The 17,066-nt window shown below is 67.9% G+C and carries 14 protein-coding genes; 3 read left to right on the top strand and 11 right to left on the bottom strand.

Annotated features, from left to right (window positions below; all coding sequences use genetic code 11):
- The first annotated feature begins 20 nt into the window (after window positions 1-20).
- Window positions 21-701: a TetR/AcrR family transcriptional regulator gene (locus tag BLV94_RS27215; protein WP_072942833.1), complete on the top strand. Its 681-nt coding sequence runs from the start codon at window positions 21-23 to the stop codon at window positions 699-701.
- Window positions 702-731: 30 nt separating this feature from the next.
- On the opposite strand, the gene BLV94_RS27210 is transcribed toward BLV94_RS27215, so the two are convergent.
- On the bottom strand, window positions 732-1,130 hold the full coding sequence (locus BLV94_RS27210) for a hypothetical protein (protein WP_072942835.1): 399 nt from the start codon (window positions 1,128-1,130) through the stop codon (window positions 732-734).
- Window positions 1,131-1,246: 116 nt separating this feature from the next.
- Entirely contained in the window at window positions 1,247-2,170 is a 924-nt protein-coding gene (locus BLV94_RS27205; protein ID WP_072942837.1) for an oxygenase MpaB family protein, read from the bottom strand.
- Window positions 2,171-2,285: 115 nt separating this feature from the next.
- Here BLV94_RS27205 and BLV94_RS27200 point away from each other — a divergent pair, with 115 nt between their 5' ends.
- Window positions 2,286-3,191, top strand: a complete 906-nt coding sequence (locus BLV94_RS27200; protein WP_072942838.1) for an IclR family transcriptional regulator — start codon at window positions 2,286-2,288, stop codon at window positions 3,189-3,191.
- A gap of 39 nt (window positions 3,192-3,230) precedes the next feature.
- On the opposite strand, the gene BLV94_RS27195 is transcribed toward BLV94_RS27200, so the two are convergent.
- The 7 genes from BLV94_RS27195 to BLV94_RS27165 form a co-directional block, all read right to left on the bottom strand.
- Entirely contained in the window at window positions 3,231-5,009 is a 1,779-nt protein-coding gene (locus BLV94_RS27195; RefSeq protein WP_074933815.1) for an acetyl/propionyl/methylcrotonyl-CoA carboxylase subunit alpha, read from the bottom strand.
- Window positions 5,010-5,035: 26 nt separating this feature from the next.
- On the bottom strand, window positions 5,036-5,308 hold the full coding sequence (locus BLV94_RS27190) for an acyl-CoA carboxylase subunit epsilon (protein WP_072951836.1): 273 nt from the start codon (window positions 5,306-5,308) through the stop codon (window positions 5,036-5,038).
- Window positions 5,305-6,927 carry an acyl-CoA carboxylase subunit beta gene (locus tag BLV94_RS27185; protein WP_074933812.1) on the bottom strand — a complete coding sequence of 541 codons (1,623 nt, stop codon included), beginning with the start codon at window positions 6,925-6,927 and terminating at the stop codon, window positions 5,305-5,307. Before BLV94_RS27185 ends, BLV94_RS27190 begins: the two co-directional genes overlap by 4 nt.
- 168 nt (window positions 6,928-7,095) lie before the next feature.
- Window positions 7,096-7,485 (bottom strand): DUF5313 family protein, encoded by a 390-nt coding sequence (locus BLV94_RS27180; protein WP_072943834.1) that lies wholly within the window; start codon window positions 7,483-7,485, stop codon window positions 7,096-7,098.
- Window positions 7,486-7,501: 16 nt separating this feature from the next.
- Complete coding sequence (locus tag BLV94_RS27175) at window positions 7,502-8,263, bottom strand: MerR family transcriptional regulator (protein ID WP_072943832.1); 762 nt, start codon at window positions 8,261-8,263, stop codon at window positions 7,502-7,504.
- A 39-nt stretch (window positions 8,264-8,302) separates the two neighbouring features.
- Window positions 8,303-10,153 carry an AMP-dependent synthetase/ligase gene (locus BLV94_RS27170; RefSeq protein ID WP_072943830.1) on the bottom strand — a complete coding sequence of 617 codons (1,851 nt, stop codon included), beginning with the start codon at window positions 10,151-10,153 and terminating at the stop codon, window positions 8,303-8,305.
- 50 nt (window positions 10,154-10,203) lie between these two features.
- On the bottom strand, window positions 10,204-11,514 hold the full coding sequence (locus tag BLV94_RS27165) for an MFS transporter (RefSeq protein WP_072943829.1): 1,311 nt from the start codon (window positions 11,512-11,514) through the stop codon (window positions 10,204-10,206).
- Window positions 11,515-11,585: 71 nt separating this feature from the next.
- On the opposite strand from BLV94_RS27165, the gene BLV94_RS27160 reads away from it, so the two are divergent.
- The gene (locus BLV94_RS27160; RefSeq protein WP_072943828.1) at window positions 11,586-12,560 is read left to right on the top strand and encodes a GlxA family transcriptional regulator; all 975 of its coding nucleotides are present in this window, start codon (window positions 11,586-11,588) and stop codon (window positions 12,558-12,560) included.
- A gap of 5 nt (window positions 12,561-12,565) precedes the next feature.
- On the opposite strand, the gene BLV94_RS27155 is transcribed toward BLV94_RS27160, so the two are convergent.
- A complete protein-coding gene (locus BLV94_RS27155) occupies window positions 12,566-14,281 on the bottom strand; it encodes a SulP family inorganic anion transporter (RefSeq protein WP_072943859.1) in 1,716 nt (571 codons plus the stop codon).
- Window positions 14,282-14,291: 10 nt separating this feature from the next.
- Window positions 14,292-17,045 (bottom strand): cation-translocating P-type ATPase, encoded by a 2,754-nt coding sequence (locus tag BLV94_RS27150; protein ID WP_072943827.1) that lies wholly within the window; start codon window positions 17,043-17,045, stop codon window positions 14,292-14,294.
- Between the last annotated feature and the right edge of the window lie 21 nt (window positions 17,046-17,066).

The following is a 17,066-nucleotide window of genomic DNA, read 5'->3' as shown; positions in this document are numbered from 1 at the left end:
GAGCGGTAGATAGGTCTTTGATGGTCAGCTCATCCAAGGGTGCGACGCCGCCCATCGAGGTCGGCAACGCGGCAGACTGGCGCCGCCTCGAACCCACGAAGTTGACGCCGATCCTCAGCGCCTCCCTCGACGCGTTCTACGAACACGGCTTCCACGGCACCTCGGTGCGCGACATCGCCCGCCGAGTCGGTGTCACGGTACCCGCTCTCTACTACCACCACGAGAACAAGGAAGCTGTTCTCCTCGCGCTTCTCGAGCTGTCCACCAGCGACGTCCTCGAGCGGGCCCACGCCGCGAGCGCCGACGGCGGCGACGATCCGGTGCAACGGCTCGCCAATGTCATCGAGGCGATCGTGCTGCGGATGACCATGAGGTCCCGGCTGGCGGCACTCGAGAGCGAGGTCCGGTACCTCAGCCCGGAGAACCGGCAGCGGTACCGCACCGTCCGCAAGGGTGTGGAGGAACTGGTCCTCGAGATCGTCAAGGAAGGCAAGAAGCGGGAGCTGTTCGACGTTGCGGATGCCGCGGAGACGACGCGGGCGCTTCTCGGTATGTGCCAGTCGATTCCGCGCTGGTATCACGCCGAGGGCAAGCTGACCCCGGACGCCGTGGCCCGCAAGTATGTCGAGATCGCCATGAAGACGGTCGGCTCCACCGAGCTTCCCGTCAAGCCGAAGAAGAGGCGCACCGCCGACGTCTGACCGGCGATGCGCCCCGGCAGGGTGCGGTCGTCAGCTCCCCAGACCCGATGACGCGACGACGTCGAACTGCGCCGTCGCCTCGGTCGGCTCGCCGTTCGGTGGGGCGAACGTGAAGACGGCGGTGTAGCGGCCGGCCTCGTGGGTCCGGATCGCGGCCGTCCCGGCGCCCAGGGTGAGGGGGATCGACCGCGCGGTCACGTCGCCGGAGGGGTCGGTGAGTTCCAGCTCGACCGGGGTGGATCCGTCCGTCCCCGTCGGGGTGGGGGTGACCAGCGCGCCGAGCGTCACCAGATTGTTGGCGCGGACGGTGCCGATCGGCGGAATGACGGTGATCTGGTAGGTGGTGGCGGCGGTTGCCGTGGGCGCCAGAGCGAGTGAGGCCGCTCCTGCCAGTGCGGCAATGGTCAGGGTCCCTCGCGAGAAGTTCACAAAATCCCTTCCTGTCGACGGTCGCTACGCGCAGCCACGTTACGGCAGAACCGGGAGTTACCCATCCCCATTCGCCGTGTGTCCGAGAATAGTTCGAACACACGGCTTTACGTCGATCAGGCGTCCAAAGCGGTTCGGGATGCGGTGTTTTCCGGCGCGACCGTACCGTTGGTGTGCTGCACGGGGCAGGTTCGGGGGAAGGTGCCCAGTTTCTCCACTTCGTACCCGTTCGGGTAGCTGCGAATATTGGGCAGGTCGCGAGCGAACTTGGGCACGGTGCGCACGGGATAGAACCGGACGAGCCGGGCGCGGGCCTTCAGCGCACCCCGGGACAGCGTCCGCGCGAGGCGAGACGGCCGACGGTAGGCGAACGCGTCGAGAAGCGGATCGTCCATCAGGGCCCAGGAGAACCGTTTGATCAGGGCGGCGGGTGCGAGATTGTTCGGGGGGAACGTGCAGAGGAGGTCGAGCGTGGAGTCGGCGACGGCGCGGCCGCCCGAGTCGAAGAGGAAGTGTTCCCGCTCGTAGTCGTCCAGGAACTTCTCGAACGCCTCGAAGGTCTCGGGAATCTCCTTGATGCCCATGTACTTGCCGAGCGCACGGTAGTAGTTGGTGGTACCGACGATCTCGTTGCGGGTGAGCTTCCGCCAGCCGAAGTCCTCGATCCAGCGCTCCGGGATCACCACGAACGTCGACAGCACGTACCGCATGTCGTCGTTGGAGATGTCGTAGGAGCCGTGCATCTGGTTCATCCGTCGGATGCCGGCGCGGCCGGGGTCGCTGGTGAGGCCGTTTTCGAGGACCGCGTCGAGGATCAGGCCGGTGTCGTCGTAGCGTTTCTGCACGCGTTCGGTGAATTCGCCGGTCTCGAACAGCAGCCTGCCGATGGTGGGCACCGCGTATGTCCGGAACAGCGCGAAGCTGAGGGCTTGGTTGATGTCCCAGGGAAATTCCTGCGTTGCGAGAATCCGGGCGATCTCTTCGTACTGCGTCTCGGGGTCGAGGCGGTCGGTCCGGCGACGTAGGTCGAAGCGTCTCATGAGTTTCACTTCCTGCAGCGGCTGTGACAGATGGCCAGGCAATTTAGCGATCGTTCAGATGGCTCGACTGTATCCCCTGTCACAGTGCGACACCAGAGTGGCATTATGCAAACACATGGCACGAAATTCACCCCAGACCGACCGCATCGTGATGCTGACGGAACTCCTCGCCGACGAGCCGGAGACGCCCCGGAGCCTCGCCGACATCGCCCGGCACCTCGGCGTCGCGAAGGCCACCTGCTATCCGATGGTCGTCGCCTTGACGGAGGCCGGCTGGCTGATTCGGCACCCCACCCGCAAGACCTACCGACTCGGTCCCGCGCTGATCCCGGTCGGGCGGGCCGCGGAGGCAGCCACGGACGTCGTCGATCTCGCGCGGTCGGTGATGCACGAACTGGCCGACGCGTCCGACATGGCGTCCATCGCGTTCGTGCAATCGGGAAGCGACGTGGTGGTGGCGGAGGTGGTGCAACCGGTCGGCGGGCGCCGGGGAACCCTCGGGTTGCGCCTCGGCGACAAGGTGCTGCTGGTGCCGCCGATCGGTTCGGGGATCGCGGCCTGGTATCCGCAGGAGCAGCGCGACGAGTGGTATGCCCTCGGCGGGCAGAGCCTGGGTGTCGACGTGGACGTGCTGCGCGCGACGTACGAGCCGGCTCTCGCGCTCGTTCGGGAGCGCGGATACGCGATGGAATGCATGCAGCAGCAACAGCATTCGCTAGCGGATGCGGTATCGGAACTCCGCGGTCGCGGAGTGGGAGGGCACCGGTCGACCGTCGCGCTGCGGGAGGCGCGCAAACTGCTGTCGGCGGATGCGGTGGTCGGTGACATCGACCCGGAGGGCAGCTACCAGCCGCTGTCGATCAACGCGGCGGCGTTCGACCGCGACGGTGAACCTGCGGTCGTGCTGTGCGTCGCCGATGCGTCCCGGCCGATGTCGGGGGTGCGCACGGCGGAAATCGGTGAACTGGTCCGCGACGCCGCGGCCCGGGTGACGACCGCCATGCACGGCCGCCACCCGTGAGTACTTGTTAACCGCGGGCGGTTAACAAGTACTCACAAGCTACTTGAGCTCGGCGAGGACGGTGCCCTGGGTGATGGCGGAGCCGGGTTCGACGGCGAGGCCGGTGACGGTGCCGGCCTTGTGGGCGTTGACGGGGTTTTCCATCTTCATGGCCTCGAGGACGGCGATGAGGTCGCCCTCTTCGACTTGCTGGCCTTCTTCGACGGCGACCTTGACGACGGTGCCCTGCATGGGGGCGGTGACGGCGTCACCGGAGGCGGCGCCGCCGTGGGCGCCGCCGCGGGTGCGGGCCTTGGGCTTCTTACGGGCCGCCCCGGCCGGGGCGCCGCCGGTGCCGAGGGTGAACTGGCCGGGCAGCGACACCTCGACGCGGCGGCCGCCGACCTCGACGACGACGTTCTGCCGGGGCAGGGTGTCCTCGTCGTCGAGCGGGGCTCCGCCGGTGAAGGGTTCGATCTGGTTGTCCCATTCGGTTTCGATCCACTTGGTGTAGACGTCGAATGAGGTGCCGTCGCCGATGAAGGCGGGGTCGGAGACGATGGCCCGGTGGAACGGGATGACGGTGGCGAGGCCTTCGACCTGGAATTCGGCGAGGGCGCGGCGGGCCCGGGCCAACGCCTCGTCGCGGGTGGCGCCGGTGACGATCAGTTTGGCGAGCATGGAGTCGAACTGGCCGCCGATCACCGATCCGGTTTCGACGCCGGAGTCCATCCGGACGCCGGGGCCGGTGGGGGGCACGAACTTGGTGACCGGTCCGGGGGCGGGCAGGAAGCCGCGGCCGGCGTCCTCACCGTTGATGCGGAACTCGAAGGAGTGGCCGCGGGGGGTGGGGTCCTCGAGGATGTCGAGGGGGTCGCCGTTGGCGATCTTGAACTGTTGCAGCACCAGGTCGATGCCGGCGGTTTCCTCGGTGACGGGGTGCTCGACCTGCAGGCGGGTGTTGACCTCGAGGAAGGAGACGGTGTCGCCCTGGACGAGGTATTCGACGGTGCCGGCGCCGTAGTAGCCGGCCTCCTTGCAGATGGCCTTGGCGGAGCTGTGGATGCGGTTGCGTTGGTCGTCGGTGAGGAACGGGGCGGGGGCCTCCTCGACGAGTTTCTGGAAGCGGCGCTGCAGGGAGCAGTCGCGGGTGCCGGCGACGATGACGTTGCCGTGCTGGTCGGCGATGACCTGCGCTTCGACGTGCCGGGCCTTGTCCAGATACTGTTCGACGAAGCATTCGCCGCGGCCGAACGCGGCGACGGCCTCGCGGGTGGCGGAGTCGAACAGTTCGGGGATTTCCTCGATGGTGTGCGCGACCTTCATGCCGCGGCCGCCGCCGCCGAAGGCGGCCTTGATGGCGACGGGGACGCCGTATTCCTTCGCGAAGGCGACGACCTCGTCGGCGTTTTTGACCGGGTCCTTGGTGCCGGCGGCCATCGGGGCCTTCGCCTTTTCGGCGATGTGGCGGGCGGTGACCTTGTCGCCGAGGTCGCGGATCGATTGCGGGGAGGGGCCGATCCAGATCAGGCCGGCATCGATCACGGCCTGGGCGAAGTCGGCGTTTTCGGAGAGGAAGCCGTAGCCGGGGTGGATGGCGTCGGCACCGGACTTTGTGGCGGCGTCCAAAATTTTGTCGAACACCAGGTAGGACTCGGCGGAGGTCTGTCCGCCGAGGGCGAAGGCTTCGTCGGCCAGGCGCACGAACGGGGCGTCGGCGTCGGGTTCGGCGTAGACGGCGACGCTGGCCAGGCCGGCATCGGCGGCGGCCCGGATCACCCGCACTGCGATCTCACCGCGGTTCGCGACGAGCACCTTGGAAATACGTGCACTACTCATCGAAATGTCTTCCCTTTTCTACAGTTTCAGTAGCCTGCGTTGACCAGGACGGCAGCGGCGGCTACTTGCCGACGCAGAATGAGGGCGGGGGTGCCCCACGAATCGTCATCGGACGAGGGCGTTTCCGCTGCGGAACCGGACGAGGCGATCGCAGCGAACACTGCGAGCACCGCGGCGATGTCCGTGTCGCTCGGGTTGCCCGAGAACGTCACGGCCGGCGCCGCCGGCGGCTCTTCGGCGATGCCGGAGCCGAGCGCGATCTCGTCGAGCACCTCGTCGACCGCCAGTTCCGCGGTCATAGCGGGATGTTCCCATGCTTCTTGGGCGGGAGGGTGACCATTTTGCGTTCGAGTAGGCGCAGGGCGGCCACGATCTGCCCGCGGGTGTGGGACGGGGGGATGACGGCGTCGACGTAGCCGCGTTCGGCGGCGACGTACGGGTTGACGAGGGTGTCCTCGTACTCCTGTTGCAGTTGCAGGCGCAGCGCGTCGACGTCGTCACCGTTCGTGGCGGCCTCGAGCAGGCGTTTGCGGTAGACGAACCCGACGGCGCCGGAGGCGCCCATCACGGCGATCTGGGCGGTGGGCCAGGCCAGGTTGACGTCGGCGCCCATGTGCTTGGAGCCCATCACGTCGTAGGCGCCGCCGTAGGCCTTGCGGGTGATGACGGTGATCTTGCCGACGGTGGCCTCGCCGTAGGCGTACAGGAGTTTGGCGCCGCGGCGGATGATGCCGTTGTATTCCTGGTCGGTGCCGGGCAGGAAGCCGGGGACGTCGACGAGGGTGATGATCGGGACGTTGAACGCGTCGCAGGTGCGCACGAAGCGGGCGGCTTTTTCGGAGGCGTCGATGTCGAGGCAGCCGGCGAAGACGGTGGGCTGGTTCGCGACGATGCCGACGGAGCGGCCGTCGACGCGGCCGAAGCCGACGACGATGTTGCCGGCGCGTTCGGCCTGGACCTCGAGGAATTCGTCGTCGTCGAGGATGCGGCGGATGACCTCGTGCATGTCGTAGGGCTGGTTCGCCGAGTCCGGGATCAGGGTGTCGAGTTCGAGGTCCTCGGCGGTGAGGGAGTCCTCGATGGCTCCGGTGATCGGGTCGGTGGGCAGCATCCGGGGGGCGGCGGCCTGATTGTTCGACGGCAGGTAGGAGAGGAGGTCCTTGACGTAGTCGAGGGCGTCCTGTTCGCCGGAGGCGACGTAGTGGGCGACGCCGGACTTGACCATGTGGGTGTGCGCGCCACCGAGGTCTTCCATGGTGACGTCTTCGCCGGTGACGGTCTTGATGACGTCGGGGCCGGTGACGAACATCTGGGAGGTCTGGTCGACCATGACGACGAAGTCGGTCAGGGCGGGGGAGTAGACGTGGCCGCCGGCGGCGGGGCCCATGATCAGGGAGATCTGGGGGATGACGCCGGAGGCCTGGACGTTGCGGTGGAAGATTTCGCCGTAGAGGCCGAGGGAGACGACGCCTTCCTGGATGCGGGCGCCGGCGCCTTCGTTGATGCCGATCAGGGGGCGCCCGGTTTTGAGGGCGAGGTCCATGACCTTGACGATTTTTTCGCCGTAGATTTCGCCGAGGGAGCCGCCGAAGACGGTGGCGTCCTGGGAGAACACGCAGACGTCGCGGCCGTCGACGGTGCCGTAGCCGGTGACGACGCCGTCGCCGACGGGGCGGTTGTCGGCGAGGCCGAAGTTCACCGAGCGGTGGCGGGCGAGGGCGTCGAGTTCGACGAAGGAGCCCTCGTCGAGCAGGGCGGTGATGCGTTCGCGGGCGGTGAGCTTGCCCTTGGCGTGGACCTTGTCGACCGCGGCTTCACCGCTCGGGTGCTGCGCCTCGGCCTGACGATTACGCAGGTCGGCGAGCTTTCCCGCCGTCGTGTGAATATCGGGCGTGACCGCCGAATCTGTGACTGTCATCTATGACTGCTCTTCCCGTCGAGGCTGTCGGAACCTGCGCTGCACCCTGTGGGGTACGCGGTTCGTGGGAGTACCCACTCGGACGCCGCCACTTTAACGCATTACTTATCGATCGTTCACGTGCGCTGCATCACTCTCGACGAGGGGGTGTGATGCGTCACGCTGCTGCTACCGGTCCTCGGTGCGGCCGTGGCGGCGTTCGTAGTCCTCGCGTGTGCGGTCGGCGCGGCGCTGCGCTTTCTCGCCGACGAGGTCCGGATCGAGGCCGTGGCTGAGCAGACGGTGGCGACGGTAGATGTTCATCAGCGCGACCGCAAAGTAGAGCAGCGGGAGCAGCAGCAGGGCCATCATCGCCAGCGGAATCCAGATCGGACCGGGGATGAGGAGGAACAACGCCAGCACCGCCGCGACGGGAAGCATGAAACGGAGGACGTACCGCACCGAGGCGCCCGGCCCGACGAGGTCGTTGCGGACCCAGTCCTGCATCGAATCCGGCAGCGTCCGACCGAACAGATACCCGACGTACTGACTGGGACTGGGACGCTGCGAATCGGACATGCGTTTCAGGATAGTGCTACTGCTTTTCCGCATTCGCGACGATGACGTCCCGCACGTACTGCGCCAGGCCCGGGGCGACGTCGTCGTAGTGCCTGCGGAAGCGGTCGTCGGCGAGGTACATCTCGGCGAGGTTCACCTGCATCGCGTGATCGCAGTCGTAGAACCGCTCGATGCCGGCGCGGTGCTGCTCGGCGAGTGCGTTGGCCCGATCGGATCCGGGTTCGACGCCGTCGGTCATCGCCTGTGCGAGTGCGGCTTCGACTGCGTCGCCCTCGGACTTGATGCGTTTCCAGTCGTCCTTGCTCATCTTCGCGGTGCGCTGCTGGGACTGCTTCCACGCGTCGGTGTCGCCCCACCGCTCCTCGGCCTCGGCCGCGTACTCCTCGCCCGGCCAGTTGTCGCCGAAGATGTCGTTCTGCTCTTCGGGGGTGAGTTGAATGCCCATGCTTTTCGCCTCCATCATCTTCTCCACGGCTGCAGCCATCTCGTGTAAGCGATCGATCCGTTCGCTCAGCAACGCGTGCTGTCGCCGTAGATGCGCGAGGGCATCGACGTCCGGGTCGTCGAGGAGGGCTGCGATCTCCTCGAGGGGGAATCCCAGTTCGCGGTACGTCAGTACGCGGTGCAGACGTTCCACGTCGGCGTCCGAATAGCTGCGGTACCCACCGGGGGTGCGGTCGGACGGGGTCACCAGGCCGATCTCGTCGTAGTGGTGCAGGGTGCGCACACTCACTCCGACCAGTCTGGCGACCACGCCGACCGTGTGTTTCTCACTCACGTCCTCTACCGTGCAGCCTTACGTCGCGTGAGGGTCAACTCAGGTGTAGAGATTTTCCAGTTCGCCGGAGAAGTTGGTCATCACGACCTTGCGCTTGAGTTTCATGCTCGGGGTGATCTCACCGTTCTCGACGGTGAGTTCCCGTTCGAGGATGCGGAACTTCTTGATCTGTTCCCACCGGTTCAGTCCGGCGTTGAGTTCCTCGACGTAGCCGCCGATCAGGTTGCGGGTCTCCTGGGCGTTGGCGATCTCGGCGAGAGATTTGCCGCCCAGGTTGTTGTTCTTCGCCCATTCTTCGATCGATTCGGCGTCGAGGGAGATCAGGGCGACGCAGTACGACTTCCCTTCGCCGTCGACGATGAGTTCACCGACGTAGGGGCAGATGCCTTTGAACGTGGCCGCCAGCGCGGACGGTGCGACGTATTTGCCGTTGGACGTCTTGAACATGTCCTTCTTGCGGTCGGTGATCCGCAGGTAGCCCTTGTCGTCGAGTTCGCCGATGTCGCCGGTGTGGAACCAGCCCTCGTCGGTGAGCGCTTCGGCTGTGGCTTCGGGGTTCTCGTGGTACCCGCTCATGACGCCCGGACCCTTGATGAGGATTTCGCCGTCGTCGGCGATCCGGGTCTCGGTGCCCGGGATGGGCCAGCCGACGGTGCCGAACTGGTATGCCGACGGGCGGTTGACGAACGAGGCGGCGCTGGTCTCGGACAGTCCGTACCCTTCGAGGACGACGATGCCGACGGCGTCGAACCATTGCGCGACATCACGATTGAGTGCCGCGGACCCGGAGATGAAGAACTTCAGGCGTCCGCCGAAGCGTTCGCGAATCGTGCTGTACACCAGCCGATCCGCGACGGCGTGCTGCACCGAGTCGAGCAGCGACGGGCCCTTGCCGGCCTGCTTCGCCTTCGACACCCGCAGGCCGACGCCGATGGCCCAGTCGAAGATCTTCTCCTTCGGCCCGCCCTCCGCTCGGACGGTGGAGACGATCCGCGCGTACGCCTTCTCGAAGATGCGGGGGGCGGCGCCCATGAATGTGGGCTGGACGACCGCGAGGTTCTCGACGATCTTGTCGACGCGACCGTCGACCGCCGTCGCGAAACCGATCTGCAGCGGCAGCGTGAGCAGGACCTTTCCGAACACGTGGGACAGCGGGAGCCAGAGGTATTGCAGGTCGTCGGCGTCGAGGATGCCGGTGGCGTCGATCGCTGCGGCCTCGTACGTCCACGCCGAGTGCGACAGTCGCACACCCTTCGGCCTGCCGGTGGTGCCCGACGTGTAGATCAGGGTGGCGAGGTCGTCGGGATCGATCGCCTCGATCCGGTCGTGCACGGCGTCGGGTGTCTCGGCCAGCAGTTCTTCGCCGAGGTCGTGTAGCTGGTCGAACGTGATGACCCAGTCGTCGTCTCCGGGGGTGCCGTCGATCAGGACGACCTTCTCGACGTCGCCGAGTTCGCTGCGGTTCTCGCGCAGCTTGGCGAGCTGCACGTCGTCCTCGGCGAAGACGACGCGGCTGCCGGAGTTGGCGACGATGTAGGCGACGTCGGCGGCCGTGGTGGTGGGATACACGGTGGTGGTGGCCGCGCCTGCGCACATCACGGCCAGGTCGGCGAGCACCCATTCGTAGCGGGTGGCGGAGGCCAGCGCGACGCGCTGTTCGGCCTGCACGCCGAGGACGATGAGACCGGCCGCGAGGTTGCGCACCCGGTCGCCCGCCTCGGACCAGGTGACGCTGGCCCACATGGTCGGGTCGTCCGGGTCGACGTATCGGAACGCTTCGCGACCGGGCGAGTGGGCCACCCGATCCACGAACAGTGCGGCTACCGACGGAGCCCGATTCTCGATCTTGGAGCGGTCAATGACTTCGTCCGACGCGCGCTGAGCTGCCATGTACCGATCTTAGGAACCGGGAGCGTTCCGGGGAGTGGTTTCGGCGCAGGTCAGCCGATCCCGGACGCCACCGTGCGGGGTTTCGCGACGATGGCCAGAGACATCACGGCCGCGATCGCGCACAGCCCGCCCGCGACGTAGAACGCGGCGTCGTAGCCGCCGAACTGGTCGCGCACCAGTCCCGCGAGGAACGCCACCAGGCCGGCGCCGATCTGGTGGGACGCCAGCACCCAGCCGAACACGATGGGGGCGTCGCCGCCGAAGTGTTTGCGGCACAGCGCGACGGTCGGGGGCACGGTCGCCACCCAGTCGAGGCCGTAGAAGATGACGAACGCGATCATCGGCGGGTGCACGGTGTTCGCGAACAGGATCGGCAAAAGCATCAGCGAGATCCCGCGCAGCACGTAGTAGATGCCGAGGAGCTTGCGTGAATCGAACCGGTCGGTGAACCAGCCCGACGCGATGGTGCCGATCACGTCGAAGATCCCGATCACCGCCAGCAGGGTCGCCGCCGCCGTCACCGGCATGCCGTGGTCGTGCGCGGCCGGGACGAAGTGGGTGCCGACGAGTCCGTTGGTGCTGGCCCCGCAGATCGCGAACGTGCCGGCCAGCAACCAGAACACCCGGGTCCGCGCCGCCGACAGCAGCACCGTCACGGCCCGGCCCGCGGCGCCGCCGCGACCGGTCGGGGCGGGTGGTTCCGCGACGTAGTCGGGCCCGGCGCCGTACGGGACCGTCCCGACGTCCGACGGCCGGTTGCGCAGGAACACGAGCACCAGCGGCACGACGGCGAGGGCGGCGAACGACACCGTCAGCGCCACGGTCTGCCAGTTGTAGTGCTCGGCGACCATCGCGAGGATCGGCAGGAACACCAGCTGTCCGGCGGCGCTGCCTGCGGTGAGGATGCCGGTGACGAGGCCGCGGCGGGCGACGAACCAGCGGTCGACGACGGTGGCGACGAAGGCGAGCGCCATCGAGCCGGTGCCGAGACCGACGAGCACACCCCACAGCAGTACGAGTTGCCAGGTGGCGGTCATGAAGACGGTCAGTCCGCTGCCGGCGGACACCAGGACCAGCGCGGCGGTGACCACCCGGCGCATGCCGAAGCGTTCCATGAGCGCCGCCGCGAATGGCGACGTCAGCCCGTAGAGCACCAGGTTGATCGACACGGCGGACGAGATGCTCGCCCGTGACCAGCCGAAGTCCTCGTGCAGGGGGTCGATCAGGATCGAGGGCGCCGCCCGGAAGCTGGCGGCTCCCACGAGGGCGAGGAACGCGACGGCCGCGACGAGCCAGGCGTAGTGCAGGCGCGGCGGGGCCGTCTGGGCAGGAGGTGCCGGGGGCGCGATGTCGGACGTCACGACGGTAAGTCTGCGGGACGGCGCCGCGCCGGAACAGTTGCCGGAATGACAACATATGAAAGAATCTGGCCATGGTCGTTCGTCATCGTGTGGTCGTGCTCGCCCTGGACGGTGTGATCCCGTTCGAACTCGGCATCCCGTCGCGGGTCTTCGGACGGGCGCACGACGCCGCCGGGAATCTGCTGTACGACGTGCAGACGTGCACGGCCGACGGACGGCCGGTCCGCTCGGACGCCGACTTCTCGGTGTCCGTCGACCACGGCCCGGAGTTGCTGGCCGAGGCCGACACGGTCGTGATCCCCGCGTCCTACGAACTCGGCCCGGCGTACGACGAAGGCCATCTGCCCGCCGACCTCGAGCGGGCCCTCGCATTCGTCCGGCCCGGCACGCGGTACGTCTCGATCTGCACCGGTTCGTACATTCTCGCCGCGGCGGGGTTGCTCGACGGCCTGCGCGCCACCACCCACTGGCGCAACACCGAGCACTTCCAGCGCACGTATCCGCAGGTCCGGGTCGACCCCGACGTGCTGTTCGTCGACGAGGGCCACATCCTCACCTCGGCGGGCGTTGCCGCCGGGCTGGACCTCTGCCTGCACATCGTGCGCCGCGACCACGGGTCGGACGTCGCCAACCGGGTGGCGCGCCGATGCGTCGTCCCACCGTGGCGCGACGGCGGGCAGGCCCAGTACATCGAGCGGCCGATCCCGGAGACCACGTCGGAGTCGACGGCGGCGACCCGCGAGTGGGCGCTGCATCGCCTCGGCGAACCGCTGGCGCTGAACCGGTTGGCGGCGCACGCGAACATGAGCGTCCGCACGTTCACCCGGCGCTTCGGCGAGGAGGTCGGCACCACCCCGAACCGCTGGCTGACCACCCGCCGGGTCGACCGTGCGCGCGAACTCCTCGAGACCACCGACCTGTCCGTCGACGTCATCGCCCGTGAGGTCGGGTTCGGAACCGGCACCTCCCTGCGGCAGCACATGGGTGCGGTGCTGGGGGTTCCGCCGTCGGCGTATCGCAGAACCTTTCGAGGCCAGGCCGTCTGAACGAGTCAGTCTTCCGCCGGATCCCCGGCGCTTTCGGCCCGGTCGCGGAATGCCTCCACCGCGGAGTCGACGGTCGGGTAGAAGTGCGTGGCGTCGAACCTGTCGCCCACCCCGAACCGGATGAGCCGATCCTTGATCGGGCCCTTCATCTCCGCGAACGCCAGCTGGATTCCCTTGCCTTCGAGGTAGGTGTCGAGGTCGACGAGTTCGTCGACGGCGGTGGTGTCGAGTCCGGTGATCGGCTCGGCGGCGATCACGACCCACTCGACCGGGGTCGGCGCCTCCGCCACCACCGAACGCACGTACTCGTCGAAGATCTCACCGTTCGCGAAGAACAGGGGGGCATCGAAGCGCACCAGCACCAGTCCGGGGATGCGGTCCCCGCCGGGGTGGCGCTCGACGTCGTGGAAGCCCGGCCGGTCCGCCGTCCGGACGAGTTCGGTGCGGTACGGCTGCCAGGCCTGCGCGACCACGGCGACGAACGACAGGCCGATCGCGACGAGGATGCCCTGCAGCACACCGACCAGGGCGACCCCGAGGAACGCGGCGACGGCGAGCCCGAATTCCACGCTGCTCATCCGCCACATGCGGACCATGCCGTCCACGTCCACCAGCGCCGTGGCCGCGACGATCACCACGGCGCCCAGCGTCGCGTCGGGGAGGTAGGCGGTGACACCGGGGGCGACGAGGACGAAGATCAGCACCGCGACGGCGCCGACGACACACGCCAATTGCGTTCTGGCGCCACTCTGTTCGGCCACCGGCGTGCGGGACCCGCTGGCCGAGATCGGGAAGCCGCCGAACAGCCCGCCCGCGATGTTGGCGACGCCGACCGCCTTCATCTCGGTGCTGCCGTTCACATCTTCGCCGCGCCGGGCGGCGAACGTGCGCGAGAGCACACCCGTGTCGGCGAACGCGATCAGGGCGATTCCGGCGGCCGGTCCGACGAGTTGTCCCACGTCGCCCCAGTCGACGCCGCCGAACGACGGCAGCGGCAGGCCCGCGGGGAGGGCGCCGACCATCCCGATGTCGTCGGTCAGCCCGAGCGCGGCCGACAGGATCATCGCCCCGACCACCGCGACCAGAACGCCCGGGATGCGGGGAATCCAGATGCGGAACGCCACGATGACGGCGAGGGAGCCGAGACCCACCGCGGCGGCGACGGGGTCGATGTCGCCCCCGAACACCGCCTTTCCGATCCCGCCGATCTCCCCGATGAGTCCGGACGCGTCGACGTCGAACCCGAGCAGTTTGGGTAACTGGCCGACCACGACGATCAACGCGATCGCATTCAGGTACCCGAGCCGGATGGGCTTCGACAGCAGTTCGGTCACGAAGCCGAGATGCAGGAACCCGCCGACCAGGAGGATGAGGCCCATGAGGACGCCCAGGATGCCTGCGAGAGCCAGGGCGCTCTCCGGATCGTCGGTGACGGCGAGGGGCAGGACCGCCGCGGCGATGAGCGGCGCGAGCGACGAATCAGGTCCGAGAACAAGGATTTTCGACGGGCCCACCACCGCGTACGCGAGGAGCGGGACGATGGTGGCGTACAGCCCGGCGTAGGCGGGCAACCCGGCGGCCTCCGCGTATCCCATCCCGGCGGGGATGAGGAGCGCGGTGAGGACGAGTCCGGCGGTGATGTCGGGTCGGAGCCACTCGCGGCGGTACGCCCGTGCCGTCACGATCCCGGGCAACTGCGCGAGGCCTCCTGTCCAGGACATGGTGCCGGCCTCAGCGCGCACGTTGCGGGTCGACCGCGGCTGCCGCGGAGATCGGAGTGACCGGACGCGCGTGCCGCCTGCGGCGCAGAGCCTTCTCCGCCTCCACGACCACCGGGATGATCAGCGACCACCCGAGGCAGGCGAGCCACTGCCCACCGGTCAGCGACGTGGTCATGAGGAGGTCCTGGAGGAAGCCGATCTCGACCGCGAACACGGTGACGACGACCGGGATCGACAGGATCTTCAGTGCGCCGAGGATCGGTGCGGTGAGGCCCGATTCCGGGTCGCGCCGCATGACGAGTCCGGCGAGAATCGACCCGAGCGACAGCACCACGAATGCCGTCGTCATCGGAACGCTCGCCTCGGTCGTGCTCATGTCGCCCGGTGCGAGCAGCATCGCGGCGAGGGTGACGGCGAACTGCAGGATGCCGTACGCCAGCCACTGCCCGAACGCCGTCTTGTTGGCGATCGGCGTGTGCTGGTCGCGGGGCGGCTTGTTCATCAGGTCCGGCGGCGCCGGATCGAGCATGATGACCGCGACGGGGAACAGCGTGATGAAGAAGTGCTGGAACAACACCATGAGCGGGGTGAGCGCGACCCCGTCGTTGATGTCGAAGATACTCGCCACGAGGAACAGCAGAACCAGCGAGAACAGTTTCGACATCTGGTACCGGATGTACGACACGATCTTTTCGTAGATGTTGCGGCCCAGTCGGATCGCGGTGATCAGGGTTCCGAAGTTGTCGTCGGTGAGCACCATCTTGCCCGCCTGTTTCGTCACCTCGCTGCCCGAACCCATGGCGACGCCGATGTCGGCCTTCTTCAGTGCGGCGGCGTCGTTGACGGCGTCGCCGGTCATCGCCACCACCGCACCGCTCCGCTGCATGATGTCGGCGAGACGGAGCTTGTCCTGTGGGGTCACGCGGCCGAACACATGCAGGCGCGGGAGGGCCGCAGTGAGGTCCTCGTCCGTCATGGCCTGGAGTTCGGGACCGCCGATCGCGCCGGGGCCGAGGCCGAGTTCGGCACCGATCGCCGACGCCGTGATCGCGTGGTCGCCGGTGATCATGCGGACCTCGATACCTGCTGCGTGGGCGGTGCGCACGGCGTCGATCGCCTCCGGCCGCAGCGGGTCGATGATGCCGACCATCCCGACGAACGTGAGGTCCTCGACGAACGACATGGGGTCGGCCGCCGCGGCGTCCTCCTGCCCGTCGAGTCTGCGGGCGGCGAACGCCAGCACGCGGAGACCCTTCTCGGACAACTCCCGGTTTGCCGCGGTCAGTTCGTCCCGGACCTGGTCGAGTGGCACCGCGTGCCTGCCCGGCAGGAAGGCGGTGGCGCAGCGGGCGAGGACCACGTCGGGGCCGCCCTTGACGAGTTCGACGAACTGGGTGCTGCCGTCGACCTGGAGGTGGTGGAACGTCGCCATGAACTTGTACGCGGAGTCGAACGGCACTTCCGCGACGCGGGGATACGTGCGCCGGGTGAGCGGAGCGTCGACGCCGATCTTGGCCGCGAGCACGACCAGCGCGGCCTCCGTCGGATCGCCGACGACGTCACCGGTGTCGGAGACGGTGGCGTCGCTGTCGAGGCACAGCCCGTAGGCGAGCAGGGTGAAGTCGGGGGCGGCCTCGCCCGCGGTCTGGGTGATCCGGCCCGTCTTGCTGTATCCCTCGCCGTCGACGGTGTACCACCGGCCGTGGAAGTACAGCGACCGGACGGTCATCTGGTTCATCGTCAGCGTGCCGGTCTTGTCCGAGTTGATCGCGCTGGTGGCGCCGAGGGTCTCGACGTCGGTGAGGTTCTTCACGACGGCTTTCGCCTCGGCCAGTTGACGGGCACCGAAGGCCAGCATCGCCTGCACGAACGTGGGCAGGCCGGTCGGGATCGCGGACACTCCCATGGAGATGCCCAGCAGCAGCACCGTCGTCAGGCTCTGTCCGCGGATCACCCCGAGGATCACGATGAGCGCGACCGCCGTCCACGCGATGATGCCGAGCACCTTGGTGAGCGAATTCAGTTCGCGCTGAAGCGGAGACTTGCTCGGAGCGACGGCCGACAGCATCGACGCGATCTGGCCCATCTGGGTGTTCATGCCGGTTTCGGTGACCACCATGGTCGCGGTGCCCCGGGTGACCGACGTGTTCTGGAAGACCATGTTGCTGCGGTCGCCGAGGGGGACGTCGGCGGCGCCGAGGGTCTGGGTGTCCTTCGGGACGGGTGCGCTCTCACCCGTCAGTGCCGCCTCCTGGGTCTCGAGGGTCGCCGACGTGAGCAATCGGCCGTCGGCGGGGACGACGTCGCCGGCTTCGAGTTGCACGATGTCGCCCGGTACGAGGCCGGTGGCGGCGAGTTGCAGGAGAGTCCCGTCCCGGGTCACCCGCACCTGCGGTGTCTGCATCTTCGCGAGCGCGTCGACACTGGCGCGCGCCTTCAGTTCCTGCCGCGTGCCCAGCACGACGTTGAGCACGACGAGTGCCGCGACGATGATCGCGGTCGAGACCTCGCCGATGACGACGCTGACGATCGCCACAGCGACCAGCATCAGGTTCATCAGATCCTTCAGCTGTTGCAGCGCGATCGCCCACGCGGACGGGCCCGGCTCCGAGGCGATCTCGTTGGGACCGTGCCGTCGGCGCCGTTCGTCCACCTCTCCGGCCGTCAGGCCTGCTTGCCGATCGGATGCTGTCGCGGCGACGACGGCATCGGCGTCCTGGGCGTACCAGGCCGTGTGCGTCTGCGCGGATTCCGTCGAGACCATGACCGCTCGTCCTTTCCGGCT

It is taken from the genome of Rhodococcus koreensis (assembly GCF_900105905.1).
Classification (GTDB): Bacteria; Actinomycetota; Actinomycetes; order Mycobacteriales; family Mycobacteriaceae; genus Rhodococcus_F; species Rhodococcus_F koreensis.
Note: the sequence above shows the minus strand (reverse complement) of the source record. Positions and strands in the feature narration are given on the sequence as shown.

Excerpts from the sequence above, each read along its gene's own strand:
- BLV94_RS27215 (WP_072942833.1), top strand. The coding sequence starts at position 21 with ATGGTCAGCTCATCCAAGGGTGCGACGCCGCCCATCGAGGTCGGCAAC.
- BLV94_RS27180 (WP_072943834.1), bottom strand. The coding sequence starts at position 7,485 with ATGTCCGATTCGCAGCGTCCCAGTCCCAGTCAGTACGTCGGGTATCTG.
- BLV94_RS27205 (WP_072942837.1), bottom strand. The coding sequence starts at position 2,170 with ATGAGACGCTTCGACCTACGTCGCCGGACCGACCGCCTCGACCCCGAG.
- BLV94_RS27160 (WP_072943828.1), top strand. The coding sequence starts at position 11,586 with ATGGTCGTTCGTCATCGTGTGGTCGTGCTCGCCCTGGACGGTGTGATC.
- BLV94_RS27155 (WP_072943859.1), bottom strand. The coding sequence starts at position 14,281 with ATGTCCTGGACAGGAGGCCTCGCGCAGTTGCCCGGGATCGTGACGGCA.
- BLV94_RS27200 (WP_072942838.1), top strand. The coding sequence starts at position 2,286 with ATGGCACGAAATTCACCCCAGACCGACCGCATCGTGATGCTGACGGAA.
- BLV94_RS27150 (WP_072943827.1), bottom strand. The coding sequence starts at position 17,045 with ATGGTCTCGACGGAATCCGCGCAGACGCACACGGCCTGGTACGCCCAG.
- BLV94_RS27170 (WP_072943830.1), bottom strand. The coding sequence starts at position 10,153 with ATGGCAGCTCAGCGCGCGTCGGACGAAGTCATTGACCGCTCCAAGATC.
- BLV94_RS27190 (WP_072951836.1), bottom strand. The coding sequence starts at position 5,308 with ATGACCGCGGAACTGGCGGTCGACGAGGTGCTCGACGAGATCGCGCTC.
- BLV94_RS27185 (WP_074933812.1), bottom strand. The coding sequence starts at position 6,927 with ATGACAGTCACAGATTCGGCGGTCACGCCCGATATTCACACGACGGCG.
- BLV94_RS27195 (WP_074933815.1), bottom strand. The coding sequence starts at position 5,009 with ATGAGTAGTGCACGTATTTCCAAGGTGCTCGTCGCGAACCGCGGTGAG.